Raw genomic sequence first — 15,308 nt, 5'->3', positions numbered from 1 at the left:
AAAAAGAGCCCTAATCACAAAGTGATTAGAACTCGAATTTAGTTTCACCAACAACAGTTGACGAAGAGCCTCCAAAAAACAGGAATGGTTGTCCTTTTCATTAGTTGGAACCAATTCGAGCGTATTTAGCCAAAAGAACGCCAAGGCAAACAGCAACTTGGCGTAGACAATCTTCTCTATGGATTGGTTTGATTTCCGTTCGTATCAGTTCCGGTATTATTATCTGGGGTTGTATTGTTATCAGTACTATTGCTGGTATCATTACTACCGTCAGTACTTGAATCTGAAGATGCCGAGGATGAATTGGCATTATCATTTCCAGAGCCATCACCGCTTGGTTCTTGAGTTGTTGGTGTTTCAGACGATTCAGTTGTCCGGTCACTTCGTTCTGAACTTTCGTTACTTCGTGGCTGCGTGACAGTGGTGTTACTTGAATCACTGCCTTGGTCAACAGTGTAGCCGCTGGTTGTTTGACTTGAGCTATTGTCCGCAACCGTGCCCGGATAGCCGGCAACATAATATTCAGTTTGACTGCCACGGGTGGTTGCCACAACATCGTCCGGCTTGGTCCAATCAGTATTTGGTTTATCTTGTGAAATATAACCCATAACTGATTTATAGATCTGCTGGGCAATCGTTGTTTCAGTCGGTGAGATATAGGAGTTGGCTTTAAATTGATGATCGTACCCAGTCCAAATCGCGAGTGAATAATTTTTGGTAAATCCGGAGAACCAAGAATCCATGGACGAATCTGAAGGAACTTGGTTAATGTAGTCGTCAGGGTATTGCGTGGTACCCGTTTTCCCGGCTTCAAATAAACCAGAGACTTTTGCGGCAGTTCCCGATCCATTCGCATCCGTCATAACCCCTTTGAGCATATTTGTGATCATGAACGCGGTGGCGGGGGACATCGCCCGTTTGCCCTGACTGTGATACTTATGAGTAACGCCATTGACTTGGGTTACTTTTCGGATTAGGTAGGGTTTATAATATGTGCCACCGTTTGAGAAAGCCGCATAGGAGGCCGCTAACTGTTCTGATGAGATATACAGGCCAATCCCATTTTGAAGTTCAAGCGGCTTACTGAATGACATTCCCAAACTTTTGAGGAATTTAGTTGCTCGAGGAACCCCAACATTTTCCAAAGTACGGATTGCCGGAATATTCCGCGATTCAACTAATGCTTTTCGCATCGTGATTGTTCCTTGGTATTTATTATCAAAATCCATCACAGATTTGTCAGAGCCGGCATAAGTATATGGGGTATCTTTGACCGGTTGATAAGTTGGATACTTGAGGTACTGGATTGCAGGACCATAATCCATAATTGGCTTGGCAGTTGAACCTGAAGATCGGCCGGTTTGAACGGCTCGGTTTAACCCGAAAGCGACTTTAATTTTTCTACCACCTTGCATGGCAAGAACTTTACCATTGTTGGGATTGACTAAGGTTGCCCCAAGCTGGAATCGATTACTTGGATAAACAATCCCTGAAGAGGTACCATTTGCGACATTGTACAGTTTCTTTTGGGCATTTAAGTCTAAATTCGTGTAAACTTTCAGGCCACTATTTGTTTTGTAGCCTTTATCATGAAGCTCTTCTATTGTTTGTTTGAGATAAGAATCGATATATTTGGACGTTTTTTCAGAAGTTTTGGCTTTGGCATGTGTTTTTGACAGGTTACGCTGAACGCTGACATTTTTCGCATTCTGGGCCTGTTGCTCCGTGATTACTTTATTTTTAACCATTGCATTGAGGACTTCGTTACGTCGTTCAGTCGCGTATTTTGGATATTTATACGGATTATATAGGGTCGGGGACTGCGGCATCCCAGCTAACATGGCAAATTCTGGTAATGTCAGGTGATCAAGAGTCTTATTATAATAGAACTCAGCCGCCGTTTGCATCCCGTAAACTCCATTGCCCATATACACTTTATTAATATAGAATTCTAAGATTTGACTCTTGGAGTAGTGTCGTTCCACTTTAATAGCCAGCCAAGCTTCTTGGGCTTTTCGCTTTAAAGTTCGGTCACTGGCAGCAGTTGAAAAGACTGATAATTTAACTAATTGTTGGGTTAACGTACTACCACCCTGAAGACCCAGGGAAGACCCGGTGACGTTTGAAATGGCAGCTCCCATAATTCTAATCGGGTCGACACCACCATGTTTGTAAAATCGGCGGTCCTCAATTGAAACGACAGCTTGCTTCAGCGTCTTTGGAATCTTCTTGGATTTAACGTAATCCCGGTTTTGACTTCCTAATCTGGAAATCACATGACCATTTGCATCATAAAACTTGGTCGAATTATCACTTGAAAGGGCAGAACGGGTAATCTGTGGGGCACTGGATGCATAAAAAGTAAACAAACCTGCACCGAACAAAATGATCAGGCCGAAGAAAATTAAAAGATACTTTAAAATTCTTTTAAACGGTCCTTTTTTCTTGGTAAACTGGCGTCCGCGTCGACGTTCGGCACGAGACTTAGGACTATTCTGTGACATAGAGTTCTCCTTCGTATCTTAATCAATGATTGAATCAACCGCCCGCAAATAGGGAAGCAGTGGGTTAATTCTGTATGGAACTAAAAAACCGGTTTCTTCGATGACTTTTCTTGGAATGGATTTTCGACCTCCTGAATTTTGGTTATCCCAGTAGTCAATCAGCGTGGTTGCTTTGAGAACAAAGACGGATTGGTCATTCACAAATTTGATGACAGCAAAACAAATACCTTGTTGCTTTAGACATTGTCTCATATGTTCCACTTGATGTTTATGAAAATTCTTTAAAGGAAATGATGTCCGATTCTTGGTCTCTTTGGCATCAAAGTCGATGTAGCGGCCTTTGTAAACGCCGTTATAGTCGGTCGTTGAAGAGCGTCGAAAATAAGCCTCGTTAATTCTGGCGGCACTTCGCTTGGGATAATCCACCGAAACAATTTGAATGGGGGTCGGCTTCTTGTGAATGACCGCAATTCCATTATTCAGGTAATAGGTATTGCTTTTATTAATCTCATCTTCTAGCGTCATTCCTCGATTTGAAAAATCTATGGCGTCGTTGTGTTCATTCGTAGAGGCCGGTTGTTCGTAAAATTGATTGCCATTGGGGTATCTAATAGTCATGAACTGAAAGCTTCCTTTTTTATTGTGAATAGTTACATTGTACTGCAAATTTGGAAAAAATAATCATAATAATGTTATTATATCAAGAGTGGGTATTAATGAAAATAATTTATTGTAAGGGTGATACTTTGAGCCGCTTGTGGATAACTGGCTACCGAAACTATGAATTAGGGATCTTTAAGGACGATGATCCTAAACTAAAAGTAATTGATTCAGTGTTAAAGGCTGAACTGGTTCAAGCAATTATAGATGGAACTGACTGGATTATTTCTGGTGGCCAGCTTGGTGTTGAACAATGGGCGTTAAGAGTTGGAACTGATTTGAAGAAAGATTATCCGGGGGAATTTCAAACCGCGATGATGCTTCCATTTTTGGAATTTGGCAGTAATTGGAACGCGGCTAATCAGGAGAAATTTGCCAAGATTAAAAGTCTCGTAGATTTTTCTGCCGTGGTGAGTCAAAAGCCCTATACTTCGCCAGAACAATTAAGAAATTATCAAGAATTTATGTTAACCCATACAGACCAGGCAATCTTGATATATGATTTAGATAATCCAGGAAAGACCCAATACGATTTCGACAAAATTAAAAAATTTGCTGAGAATCATCCGTATCCGTACAAATTAATCACTTTCGATGATTTGCAGGCGGCTGCAGATGAATATCAAGAAAACTTAAATAATGGTTCCCAAGACAACTAAACTATGATATTATTTTATTGGTTTGTTGCAAATTAAAGATGAGGTGTACCCAATAGTATGGAAAACATTAATTATACTCCGAAAGATATTCTTCAAAAAGAATTTCGACAAAAGATGCGGGGCTATGATCCCAATGATGTCGATAGCTTTTTGGACAATATAATCAAAGATTACGAGGCCTTTAATAAGCAATTGCAAGAATTGAGCGACGAAAATGAACGGCTTAAGGTTCAGGTCGATGAACTGAACAAGCAGATTGCCGTTTCTGGTACTCAACCACTTCCAACTGCTGGTGTCGCGCCAAGTCGGGCTACTACTGCCAGCCAGCCAATGTCCAGCGCAACTAATATGGACATTCTAAAACGTTTATCCAATTTGGAACGGCGAGTATTTGGGTCTCAGTTAGACAATAATGCCAACGATTCCCATAGACTTTAGTTTCAAGTAATTTTATACCAGCTGGTGTAAATCCTGAGTAATTGCGGTCGTATTATTACGGCTGAGGAAAGTCCATTCTCGCACAGGCTGAGATGCCTGTAGTGATCGTGCTCGGTGAAAAAATAAGCCGGGGGACTCTTAATTGAGTTACGGCGGAACAAGCAGCTAAGGCTTTGCTATGCTGTTTGTTCCCTAAGGTGCCACAGTGACGAACAATGTAGGAAACTATATTGATGGAACGCGGTAAACCCCTCGAGCGGGAAACCCAAACTTTGGTAGGGGAGCTTCACACACGGTAAATGAACCAAGTGTGGGGGAGAGGTCCTTGTGACTTCTCAGATAGATGATTACTACTTGCTTTATCGTCCTGGGATAAAGTAAGCACAAAACATGGCTTATAGGGATTTACACCAAACAGGTTGGGTGGGAGCTTGCTCCCACTTTTTTGTTACACAAAACTAGAAATGAGATGAACATCAATGAAATTTAATTTAATTGCAACTTGTGCTGCAGGAATTGAGGCACTGGTTGGTAAAGAACTCCGAGATCTTGGTTACGATGTCCAAGTTGAAAATGGCCGGGCACGATTTGAAGGCACAGAAGAAGATATTATTAAAACCAATTTATGGCTGAGAACGGCTGATAAGATCAAGATTGTGATTGATGAATTTGATGCCCAGACTTTCGACGAGTTGTTTGAACAAACGACTGCCATTGCTTGGGACAAGATGTTGCCGATGGACGCTGCCTTTCCAGTCGAAGGGCGGTCAAAAAACTCCAAGCTGCACAGTGTTCCTGACTCACAAGCGATTGTTAAAAAAGCGATTGTCAACGAATTGAGTACCGCTTATCACCGTCACACAAGATTACCAGAAACGGGGGCTGAATTTCCGTTAGAAGTCGCCATTAGCAAAGATCATGTGATGTTAACATTGAACACAACGGGTGCCAGCTTGTTCAAGCGAGGATACCGGGTGGAAAAAGGGGAAGCACCCTTAAAAGAGAATATGGCGGCCGCATTGGTCATGCTGACAAACTGGTACCCAGACGTGCCGTTTTTAGACCCATTCTGCGGTTCTGGGACAATTCCAATCGAAGCCGCACTGATTGGTCGGAATATTGCTCCTGGCTTTAACAGGGACTTTATATGCGAACAATGGCCATGGATTGATGCAGATATGGTTCAACGCGTCCGCGATGAAGCTGACGCCAAAGCAGATTATGATACCGAACTTGATATTTCTGCCAGCGACATTGACGGCAATATGATCGAAATTTCAAAGCGAAATGCTGAAGAAGTTGGCCTACTGGATGATATTCAGTTCAAACAGTTGGCGGTTGCTGATTTCAAAACAGATAAGGTAAATGGTGTGATTGTCGGCAATCCCCCTTATGGTCAACGAATGAGTGATGCAACTCGGGCTCACGAACTTTACCGACAAATGGGCAAGACGTTTAAACCTTTAACAAGTTGGTCAAAATATTTTCTAACTTCCGACTTGGAATTTGAAAAATATTATGGTCAAAAAGCAACTAAGCGCAGAAAGTTGTACAACGGTTCTATTAGAACGGACTATTTCCAATTCTGGGGAAAGAAAGTTCGTGATTTAAGCAGTTTAAGCAGTTTTAAAGAAAAATAATTCAATTAATATGTTAAAATAAGAACGACTCGGTTGGAAGAAGTGATTTGTTTTTGAAACAGATAGCGATAATTGGTGGCGGGATCATTGGCGCGACTGCGGCATTTTATTTAACGAGGCTAACAGGAGCTGACTCTGTTCAAGTGACGTTATTTGATGATGGTGAGGGTCAGGCAACCAAAGCGGCTTCGGGAATCATTTCACCGTGGTTGTCCAAACGGCGTAATAAACGTTGGTATGCTTTGGCAAAACGTGGGGCTGAATTGATCCCTGAACTTGTCCATGATGCGCAACTCGGATCAGAGGTTTATGAGCAAACGGGAACAATCGTGACCAGAAAGTCCTCTGAGGATCTAAAAGCCCTGTATACTGAGGCGAAAGAAAAAGCAGCCATCACTCCTGCAATGGGAGAAGTCCAGCTGCTTTCGGCGATCCAAGTAGGTGAAAGGCTGCCATTCTTAACGACTGCACCCGAGGGCGTCTTTGTGAGCGGCGGGGCAAAGATTGATGGCGCACAATTTGTCAATCAGCTCTTAGATAATGCTCAAGCACATCACCTCAAAATCGTGCATGGTCGAGCGAAATTCAATTCAAACGGTCTGATCACTTGTGATTCCAAGCAAGACAGCTTTGATCGGACGATTGTCGCGACCGGTGCTTGGATGAAAGCGACGTTGGCGCCGCTCGGATTAAACCTAGCAGTTCGGCCTCAAAAGGGTCAGCTGATTGAGATCTCAGTCCATACCAAGGAAGCTTGGGATACACTGCCGGTGATGATGCCCGAAGGAAGCAGTGACATTATTCCCTTCGCCGGTGGAAAATTAGTGATTGGCGCAACTCATGAGGATGATCAACAGTTTGATCTGACACCAACAAAAACCGCTCGTGACGAACTCTTGGCAAATGCTGGGGCCTTTATCAGTAGTCTGGCCAAAGAGCAGGTAGTCGATATGCGGGTTGGAACTCGAGCTTACACCCCTGATTTTGGTCCATTCTTCGGTCAATTGCCCACCAATCCGGCGATTGCTGTCGGTGGTGGTTTGGGGTCATCAGGACTAACAACTGGCCCGATCATCGGTTATCTATTGGCCAAATCTGTTTTGGGTGAATTGGACGAAGACCTTAGCTGCTATACTAAACCGGTAAGTGCCTATCTGACTAATCTTTAATTGCATGTAAAGCTTGTTGTGCCAGAAAGTGGGCCCCGTGATTTTGGCTGTCGGGAATCCATGTGTTAACAACGGTTGTAAATTTTGACTGGAGATCGATCAGGTGATCAACCTCTGTTTGAAAATGTTTGGCATAACTCTTGTTGAGGCTGTCAATGACGATCTTGCTATCAGTGTAGTAAAAAACGAATTCATTTGGGTCTTGATTTAAAGTAGCCAGTTTTTCAAAAGCCTTAATTGCGGCAATAAATTCGGCCTCATGATTATTTGTAGATGTAATTCGTTGTTTGAATTGAATTTGTTGGCCATCGTGGAGGATTAAAATCCCAATGGCGGCATGCTGGTTATTCTGGTTGACTGCTGCATCACTATATATTTTATACATTATTAATGACTAACACTTTCTAAGGAGTTTTATTAATGATAACTCAAAAACGACACTTCTTTTACCAACCAAGTCCACTCGGAAGCATTATTTGTTGGAGCTGGACGTTTGTCATTTTCTTTATTGGGGTCATTATCTGGTTGGAAATCACTCATTTTCAATGGATAACGCTATTTTTCTTTGTCTTATTTGCATTTACTGCCTGGGCAGAAATTCATTTTCGGAGTATCCAGATTTATGATCACCAATTGGTTGTGAGCCGGATTACGAATCCGCATTGGTTGGTGATCGATTTGGATAAAATCTCACATGTCCAAACTTCAAAGTATCAACTAGGGTTCGTTGCCAAGACAAAGATTTATAGTTTTATTTTACCCGCAAACTCTGTGATTGAAATAAAAGAATTAATTACCCATTGGTAGACGTCCACAATGTTGTGTATTGTTCTGTGAAATAGCTTAGGAGGCCGTTATCATTATGAAGAGCGATGTTGAAATTTCTCAAGAGTCATCTATGGAACCAATCACCAAAATTGCTGGTAAACTTGGTATTACTGAAGATCAGCTGGAACAATATGGTCATTATAAAGCAAAAGTTCATTTCGATCCTAAAACAGAACGAAATGATGGTAAATTAATTTTAGTCACCTCGATTAATCCAACCGCTGCTGGAGAAGGAAAAACAACAGTGACAATCGGACTTGGCGATGCCTTTACAGAATTACATAAAAAGGTTGCCCTTGCGTTACGAGAGCCTTCGCTAGGCCCAGTTATGGGTATGAAAGGCGGTGCAACCGGGGGTGGCTACGCTCAGGTTGTCCCAATGGATGACATTAACCTGCATTTTACGGGGGATTTTGACGCCCTAACTGAGGCCCACAACACTTTGGCTGCCTTAATTGACAATCATATTCAGCACGGGAATCAATTAAATATTGATCCTCGCCAAATCACTTGGAAACGGGTCTTGGATGTTAATGATCGCGAGCTCCGTCAGGTGGTTGTCGGCTTGGGTGGTCGAACTTCTGGCGTCCCTCGGCAAGATGGTTTTGATATTACGGTTGCCAGTGAGTTGATGGCAATTTTATGCCTGGCAACTGATTTGACTGATCTCAAAAAGCGAATTGGAAAAATGTTAATTGGATATACATATGACCGCAAGCCAGTGTTAGTTTCCGATTTACATGTTCAGGGCGCATTGACGTTGTTACTAAAAGATGCCATTAAACCAAACTTAGTTCAGACAATTGAGCATACGCCAGCGTTTATTCACGGTGGCCCATTTGCCAATATTGCCCATGGCTGTAACAGCATTTTGGCTACCCAAGCCGCTTTGCACTTTGGGGATTATGCAATTACGGAAGCTGGATTTGGTTCAGATCTTGGCGGCGAAAAGTTCATGGATATTGTTTCACCAAAACTTAAAAAGTCGCCAGATTGCGTTGTAGTGGTTGCAACCGTTCGGGCACTTAAGCTTAATGGCGGTGCGAACAAAAATGACCTAAACGAAGAAAACTTAGCTGCATTAAAGGCAGGGGCCGTTAATCTCAAACGTCACGTAGAGAATATGGAACAATACGGTAAACCAGTTATCGTGGCAATTAACAAATTTGTCAGTGATAGTGACGCTGAAATTGATTTCTTAAAGCGTTACGTGGCTGATACATTGAAGGTTAAGGGCGAAGTCATCACTAGCTGGGCAGACGGTGGTAAAGGCGCTATCGATTTGGCCAAACAAGTGATTACAGCTTGCGATCAGCCGGCAGAATTTAAGCCTTTGTATACGAGTGACGACTATCTCCTGGACAAAATGAAAGCCATTGTGACCCATGTGTATGGCGGCGCTGATGTTGAGCTATCAACTAAAGCCCGAAATGCCCTTAAGCGGATTGAAAAAATGGGTTATGGTGACCTGCCTGTTTGCATGGCTAAAACTCAATATTCGTTAACTGACAATGCCAAACAGCTGGGTGCCCCAACAAACTTCACAATTCACGTTTCAGATTTACAGTTAAAATTAGGGGCTGGCTTTATTGTGGCAATTACTGGTAAAATATTAACAATGCCAGGGTTACCAAATCATCCAGCTGCCCTTGACATGGACATTGATGAAAACGGTCGAATTACTGGACTGTTCTAAAGGAGTTTTTAAATTGCCTGTCGTATATATTATCGGAATTGCTTTGCTAGTTGGGGTTGACCAATTTGTTAAGCACTGGGTTGTAGTGAGCTTAGCACTGGGACAGTCGTTTACGCTTATCCCTGGTGTGATTTCACTAACCCGGATTAATAATACCGGTGCTGCTTGGAGCATTTTGGCAGGCCACCAGGAAGTGTTTATCATCATCGCATTGTTAGCTGTGGTGATCATCGGCTACTTCTTGGTTCATTATTGGAAAAATGTGCCTTATCGCATCGGCTTAAGTCTCTTATTTGCGGGGACTGCCGGTAATGTCATCGATAGAATTTTAAATGGTCATGTTGTTGATATGTTTCAACTGGATTTTATTAACTTTCCGATCTTCAACTGTGCAGATATGTTCTTGACGTTTGGAATCATTATTTTAGGAATTGCGATCTTGCGGGAACAATAAATTGAGGATTGATAATAAGTTGAAAACAGTTGTATTAACCGAACATACCGGGCGACTTGATAAAGTGGTTTCAGAGATTGATACCACAATTAGTCGCTCTCGGGCAAAAAAATTAATTGAAGATGGTCACATCAAGGTCAATGGGCAACTTAAGAAGCCTAAATACCATGCAGAAGTGGGTGACCAAATTGACATTGAGGATATTGAACCCACACCAATCAGCTTGGAACCAGAAAACATTCCCTTGGATATCATTTACGAAGATGATGATGTCATTGTCGTCAATAAACCCCAAGGAATGGTCGTTCATCCATCAGCGGGTCATCCCAACCACACACTAGTCAACGCACTACTGTTTCATAGTCCATTATCAACGATTAACGGGGAGTTTCGCCCCGGAATCGTTCACCGAATTGATAAGGACACCTCAGGTTTGTTAATGGTCGCCAAAAACGACGCAGCTCATCAAGCGTTATCGGAACAATTAAAGAAACAAAAAAATTTGAGAAAGTACATTGCGTTAGTTCACGGTCGGATTGATGAAAATTCCGGGGTTGTCAATGCTCCAATTGGCCGCTCTGTTAAAGATCGTAAAAAACAGGCAGTTGTTGCTGATGGGCGACCTGCGATTACCCATTTTAAGGTGCTCGAGCGTTTTCAAGATTACACATTAATCAGTTGTCAACTTGAGACTGGTCGAACTCACCAGATTAGAGTCCATATGAAATATATTGGCCATCCAATTGCCGGCGACCCACTTTATGGCCCCCGAAAGACCCTCAAGGGGAATGGTCAGTTCTTACATGCTCAGGAATTGGGATTTGAGCACCCGGTGACGCACAAGTTAATGGTCTTTTCAGCCCCGATTCCAACGATTTTTGAGAAAACTTTGGCTCATTTACGGCTGAATAATGCGTTGAATTCTTGACAAGTTGGCTCAGCTCTCATATTCTGAAACTAACATGCTTTTTCGGTTTATAAAACCTTACACTAATTTAAGGAGCACTTGATGATGGGAAAAATTATTTTAGACAAAATGGCGATGCAACGTGCTTTAACCCGGATCACATATGAAATTGTTGAAAAAAACAAGGGTGTTGAAGACCTCGTCCTCATTGGGATCAAAACGCGGGGGATTTTTCTCGCCAATCGCATTGCCGACCGGCTGCAACAATTAGAAAATGTCACCATTCCAGTAGGTGAACTCGATATCACGAATTATCGGGACGATATTGAACACGATTCAATGAGTATCGACGTCAAAATGTCCAATAATAAGATTGATTTTTCAATTGAAGGCAAGCGGGTGATTCTAGTCGATGATGTTTTATACACAGGCAGAACCGTTCGAGCTGCTCTTTCGGCTGTTATGGACCTTGGCAGGCCTAAGAGCATTAATCTCGCAGTTTTAGTCGACCGCGGTCATCGTGAATTGCCAATTCGCGCCGACTTTGTGGGTAAAAACATTCCAAGTTCACAAAAAGAGCAAATCAAAGTATACGTATCGGAAATTGATGATAAAGATGCTGTTGAACTCATCAAATGATACTTAGTAATGGGGAGTCAGCATGACGCAAAGATATTTGATATTAGAAGATGGATCTGCGTACCCTGGTAAGGCATTCGGTTCATTAGCGACAACAACTGGAGAACTGGTTGCCAATTCAACGATGAATGGCTACCAGGAAATCATCTCCAACCAAATTTACCACAACCAAATAATTGTTTTTACCCAATCATCAATTGGCAATACCGGACTCGACCAAAACGCGTACGAGTCCATTTTGCCATCTGCTAAAGGCGTGATTGTTCGTGAATATGAGAATCTGGCAACTGACCACTTTAAGCGAATTTCGTTGGATCGTTATTTGAAACAGCATAAGATTCCCGGTATTTATGATGTAGATACCCGTGAAATTCGTCACCGACTCCAGAAATACGGTAATATGAAAGCCAGCATTGTTGACGTGGCAGATGATCATGCATTCGATCAGCTGCATGCCACTGTTTTAACGAATCAACAAGTCGCCCAGGTTGCAACACCGAAACCTTATCCCAATCCTGATGAGGGGGATAACGTTGTTGTGGTTGACTTTGGCCTCAAAAGTGGAATTTTGCGTGAACTATCCCGCAGAAATTGCAACGTAACGGTTGTGCCTTGGAATGCATCCAGTGAGATGATCCTTGACTTAGATCCAGATGGGATTGTTTTATCAACTGGCCCTGGGGCACCGTCGAATTTGCCACAGTCCGTTCTAAAGATGATTGAAGAAGTTCAAAGCCAAGCGCCGTTATTTGCTATTGGGTTGGGTCATGAATTATTCGCTTTGGCGAACGATGCCAGTGTTTACCAACTTAGAGTTGAGCATCACGGGGCCAACCATCCAATTCGTGAAATTATCACAAATGAAATCTTTTATTCCGGTCAGGAACAAGGATATGCGGTTGATCCCAAGTCAATTGATCACGCAAAATTATTTATTACCCACATTGATTTAGTTAATGGTACGGTTCAGGGGCTTCGTCACCGTGATTTTCCGGCCTTTTCAGTTCAATTTTCACCTGATGGGGCACCGGGACCTAAAGATAGTGTTGGCTTGTTTGATGACTTCACGGAAATAATGGAAAGAAGAAGGGTCGACAATGGCAATAGTTTTTAATAAAGTCCTATTACTAGGTGGTGGCCCAACAAGTATTGGTCACGAAAATGAGCTCGATGCGGCCGCTTTTGAGCGATTAATTGCCCTGCGAAAAACGGGTGCTCAAATTATTTATGTCGATGATAATCCGTTCTCGGTCACTAGTGAAGAAATTCAGCCTGCCAACGTTTATGTTCAGCAGGTCAATTTCAAAAATGTTGTGAACATTATTGAGAAGGAACAGCCGGATGCAATTATGGCCACGACGGGTGGGTTAAATGCGATGCAAATTGCCTGGCAGTTGTCAGAAAGTGGCGTGTTAAGTGCCAATAACGTGACATTGCTTGGCATTAAGCCAGCAGATTTGCGTAAAGTCATCGATAATCAGAAATTACGAGATTTGCTGACCGAAATCAGTGAGAAAGTGATTGCTTCCAAAATTGTCGCTGACGATAGTGAAGCAATGGATTTTGTCCGCGAAGTCGGCTTCCCAGTTATTGTAAAGCCAATTTCAGCTAGCCATGATACCAGCCGGTTCATTTGTAACAATACCGATGAACTAGAAGATGCCCTAGACGTGAGCTTTAAACGAACTTATATTAAACGCTGTTCGATTGAACAAAGTATTGTTGGTTATAAAGAAATTGAAATGGTTGGTGTTCGGGATACCAACGGAAATAAAATGTTGATTACTGGTTTGGAAGACATGGATCCAATTGGAATTCATTCTGGTGATTCAATCATTTTTGCCCCAACCCAGACATTAATTAACGAAGAATATCAAGCACTGCGAACAGCTACTTTTCGAATTATGGATGCGCTTAATGTGACGGGAACTTGTCATGTCCAATTTGCCCAGAGTAGAACGGATTCAAATTATTTTGTCACCAAAGTTAGCCCTTTCTTTACTCGGAATACTTTGTTGGCAGCTAAGGCAACCGGTTATCCATTAACCTACGTTTCAAGCTTTTTGGAATTAGGCTATACTTTCACAGAGATTAAACTGCCTACGAAATATAGCAAATATCTTCCATTCATGGAACCAACGATGGATCACGTACTGGTTAGAATTCCTCTCTGGCCATTTAGGGATATCAATGACGTTGATCAACATCTCAATACCCTAATGAAATCGGTAGGGTCGACAATCGGGGTTGGCAGAACCGTTGAGGAAGCGATTATCAAGTCCATGCATAGCTCCCAGTTTTCACCAAGGGATATTCTTCCGAGTGTGTCTAAAGTTGATGACGATGATGTGATCAATCAATTAATTCACCCGTTGGCCAGCAGAATATTGATCTTAATGGAAGCACTAAGAAGAGGCTTCTCAATTGACGAGTTATCTGAACTGACCCGAATTGATCGTTTTTATTTCTATAAGCTCAATCAATTATTACGGGCTCAGGACTATGTGATTAATAACCCAATGTCGCCGCATTCGGTTCAGGTTGGTCACAAATACGGTTTTGGTGATGGTATGCTAGCCGAGCTATGGAATGTAAACATTTCTGAAATCACTCGAATGAATCGAAATACCAAGCAACCAGTGACTTATAAAGAAATCGAACCAAGTGCTGGGGAATTCATAGAAGCAACCAATATTTTTTACAGCAGCTATGAACTTGAAAATGAAAGTCAACCATTTTCCGGCAAAACAGCCTTAGTAATTGGCAGAGGTGGCAACCAGTTGGGACCCAATTCTGCAGCTGATTATTATACGACTCAAATCCTTATATCGCTTAAAAAAGCCGGTTACAAAACAATCATTATGAATACCAATCCCAATGCAGTTTCACTTACGCCTCAGTTGAGTGACAAGCAATACATTGAGCCGATCCAATTGGGAAACATTTTGAATATTATTAATGTTGATCAGCCTGACGTGGTTTTCCTACCAGGAAATCGGCATTATCTTTCAAAACAGTTAAAACAGTTCACTGGCTTAAATATGGTCGTTTTGCCGCCAGATCAAAAGGTTGCCATATACAAAGAACAAGAAGCGACAGCGGCAGTTGATCTGTTCATTCAGGACGACGAAATTATTCCTGTCACGACGCTTTCGTTTTTCAACCATAACAATCGGATGGATCTCCATCATATTAATGATTATCAAGAACCCATGAGTCACTGGGAAACTGATGAACAGTCATTGATTAAGCAGGCGATTAGTTCAGTGGATCCAACTGAATGGCAGGGCCTCGTACAAGTATTATTTGATCAATCAGGATCTGAGTACACATGCACAGGGATTCGGCCCGTTCGAATTACTGAAACAGCTTTTTTAACTAAGACGACAGGGGTTAACTGGATTAATGTATTGGTTCGAAAATATCTTGGGCTGCTTGATATGGCATCTTTGAGGGAACAGTTACGACCGGCTGAGCATAAGCGTTATTCAATTATGACTGCCAAGTTCCCATTTAAAGAACTCCAGTCTAATCGTCAAGAGGGAACCACGAAACAGGAGGTTGGCGCATCTTTATCATTTAAAAATTTTGAATAGTCAATCAATTGTATATAGCAAATAGTGGCTGAACCAGACAATTTCGGCTCTTCGTCAACTGTTGTTGGTGAAACTAAATTCGAGTTCTAATCACTTTGTGATTAGGGCTCTTTTTGTT

The 15,308-nt window shown here is 42.1% G+C and carries 14 protein-coding genes and 1 other RNA gene; 12 read left to right on the top strand and 3 right to left on the bottom strand.

What is annotated here, in order from left to right; genetic code table 11:
• Positions 1–176: 176 nt before the first annotated feature.
• Complete coding sequence (locus QUF07_RS10620) at positions 177–2,504, bottom strand: PBP1A family penicillin-binding protein (RefSeq protein ID WP_217162954.1); 2,328 nt, start codon at positions 2,502–2,504, stop codon at positions 177–179.
• An 18-nt stretch (positions 2,505–2,522) separates the two neighbouring features.
• Entirely contained in the window at positions 2,523–3,122 is a 600-nt protein-coding gene (recU, locus tag QUF07_RS10615) for a Holliday junction resolvase RecU (protein WP_217341625.1), read from the bottom strand.
• A gap of 128 nt (positions 3,123–3,250) precedes the next feature.
• Between recU and QUF07_RS10610 the strand changes: the two genes are divergently transcribed.
• The 5 genes from QUF07_RS10610 (at position 3,251) to QUF07_RS10590 (ending at position 7,070) form a co-directional block, all read left to right on the top strand.
• Entirely contained in the window at positions 3,251–3,823 is a 573-nt protein-coding gene (locus QUF07_RS10610) for an SLOG family protein (protein WP_217163015.1), read from the top strand.
• Positions 3,824–3,880: 57 nt separating this feature from the next.
• Positions 3,881–4,261: a cell division regulator GpsB gene (gene gpsB, locus QUF07_RS10605; protein ID WP_054746637.1), complete on the top strand. Its 381-nt coding sequence runs from the start codon at positions 3,881–3,883 to the stop codon at positions 4,259–4,261.
• A gap of 29 nt (positions 4,262–4,290) precedes the next feature.
• An RNA gene (gene rnpB, locus QUF07_RS10600) (RNase P RNA component class B) lies at positions 4,291–4,664 on the top strand.
• 76 nt (positions 4,665–4,740) lie between these two features.
• The gene (locus QUF07_RS10595; protein ID WP_217162959.1) at positions 4,741–5,901 is read left to right on the top strand and encodes a THUMP domain-containing class I SAM-dependent RNA methyltransferase; all 1,161 of its coding nucleotides are present in this window, start codon (positions 4,741–4,743) and stop codon (positions 5,899–5,901) included.
• A gap of 53 nt (positions 5,902–5,954) precedes the next feature.
• Positions 5,955–7,070, top strand: coding sequence for an NAD(P)/FAD-dependent oxidoreductase (locus QUF07_RS10590; protein ID WP_217162961.1), 1,116 nt, complete (start codon positions 5,955–5,957; stop codon positions 7,068–7,070).
• Here the strand turns inward: QUF07_RS10590 and QUF07_RS10585 are convergent.
• Positions 7,060–7,455, bottom strand: coding sequence for a ribonuclease HI family protein (locus QUF07_RS10585; protein WP_217162964.1), 396 nt, complete (start codon positions 7,453–7,455; stop codon positions 7,060–7,062). The genes QUF07_RS10590 and QUF07_RS10585 overlap by 11 nt on opposite strands.
• Before the next feature lie 35 nt (positions 7,456–7,490).
• Here QUF07_RS10585 and QUF07_RS10580 point away from each other — a divergent pair, with 35 nt between their 5' ends.
• The 7 genes from QUF07_RS10580 to QUF07_RS10550 all read left to right on the top strand — a co-directional run bounded on the left by QUF07_RS10580 (position 7,491) and on the right by QUF07_RS10550 (position 15,190).
• On the top strand, positions 7,491–7,877 hold the full coding sequence (locus tag QUF07_RS10580) for an EbsA family protein (RefSeq protein ID WP_217162967.1): 387 nt from the start codon (positions 7,491–7,493) through the stop codon (positions 7,875–7,877).
• A 55-nt stretch (positions 7,878–7,932) separates the two neighbouring features.
• Entirely contained in the window at positions 7,933–9,594 is a 1,662-nt protein-coding gene (locus QUF07_RS10575; RefSeq protein ID WP_289427400.1) for a formate--tetrahydrofolate ligase, read from the top strand.
• 13 nt (positions 9,595–9,607) lie between these two features.
• Entirely contained in the window at positions 9,608–10,048 is a 441-nt protein-coding gene (gene lspA, locus QUF07_RS10570; protein ID WP_217162972.1) for a signal peptidase II, read from the top strand.
• 19 nt (positions 10,049–10,067) lie between these two features.
• Positions 10,068–10,976: an RluA family pseudouridine synthase gene (locus QUF07_RS10565; protein WP_217162973.1), complete on the top strand. Its 909-nt coding sequence runs from the start codon at positions 10,068–10,070 to the stop codon at positions 10,974–10,976.
• A gap of 84 nt (positions 10,977–11,060) precedes the next feature.
• Entirely contained in the window at positions 11,061–11,594 is a 534-nt protein-coding gene (gene pyrR, locus QUF07_RS10560; protein WP_054746641.1) for a bifunctional pyr operon transcriptional regulator/uracil phosphoribosyltransferase PyrR, read from the top strand.
• 22 nt (positions 11,595–11,616) lie between these two features.
• A complete protein-coding gene (locus tag QUF07_RS10555; protein WP_217162975.1) occupies positions 11,617–12,708 on the top strand; it encodes a carbamoyl phosphate synthase small subunit in 1,092 nt (363 codons plus the stop codon).
• Complete coding sequence (locus QUF07_RS10550; protein ID WP_217162977.1) at positions 12,692–15,190, top strand: carbamoyl phosphate synthase preATP-grasp domain-containing protein; 2,499 nt, start codon at positions 12,692–12,694, stop codon at positions 15,188–15,190. The genes QUF07_RS10555 and QUF07_RS10550 overlap by 17 nt, the downstream gene beginning before the upstream one ends.
• Positions 15,191–15,308 lie beyond the last annotated feature (118 nt).

It is taken from the genome of Lentilactobacillus sp. TOM.63 (genome assembly GCF_030361045.1).
Classification (GTDB): Bacteria; Bacillota; Bacilli; order Lactobacillales; family Lactobacillaceae; genus Lentilactobacillus; species Lentilactobacillus dabitei.
Note: the sequence above shows the minus strand (reverse complement) of the source record. Positions and strands in the feature narration are given on the sequence as shown.

Coding starts and splice junctions, on each gene's coding strand:
- QUF07_RS10620 (WP_217162954.1), bottom strand. CDS start 2,504: ATGTCACAGAATAGTCCTAAGTCTCGTGCCGAACGTCGACGCGGACGC.
- recU (WP_217341625.1), bottom strand. CDS start 3,122: ATGACTATTAGATACCCCAATGGCAATCAATTTTACGAACAACCGGCC.
- gpsB (WP_054746637.1), top strand. CDS start 3,881: ATGGAAAACATTAATTATACTCCGAAAGATATTCTTCAAAAAGAATTT.
- QUF07_RS10595 (WP_217162959.1), top strand. CDS start 4,741: ATGAAATTTAATTTAATTGCAACTTGTGCTGCAGGAATTGAGGCACTG.
- QUF07_RS10585 (WP_217162964.1), bottom strand. CDS start 7,455: ATGTATAAAATATATAGTGATGCAGCAGTCAACCAGAATAACCAGCAT.
- QUF07_RS10580 (WP_217162967.1), top strand. CDS start 7,491: ATGATAACTCAAAAACGACACTTCTTTTACCAACCAAGTCCACTCGGA.
- QUF07_RS10575 (WP_289427400.1), top strand. CDS start 7,933: ATGAAGAGCGATGTTGAAATTTCTCAAGAGTCATCTATGGAACCAATC.
- pyrR (WP_054746641.1), top strand. CDS start 11,061: ATGGGAAAAATTATTTTAGACAAAATGGCGATGCAACGTGCTTTAACC.
- QUF07_RS10555 (WP_217162975.1), top strand. CDS start 11,617: ATGACGCAAAGATATTTGATATTAGAAGATGGATCTGCGTACCCTGGT.
- QUF07_RS10550 (WP_217162977.1), top strand. CDS start 12,692: ATGGCAATAGTTTTTAATAAAGTCCTATTACTAGGTGGTGGCCCAACA.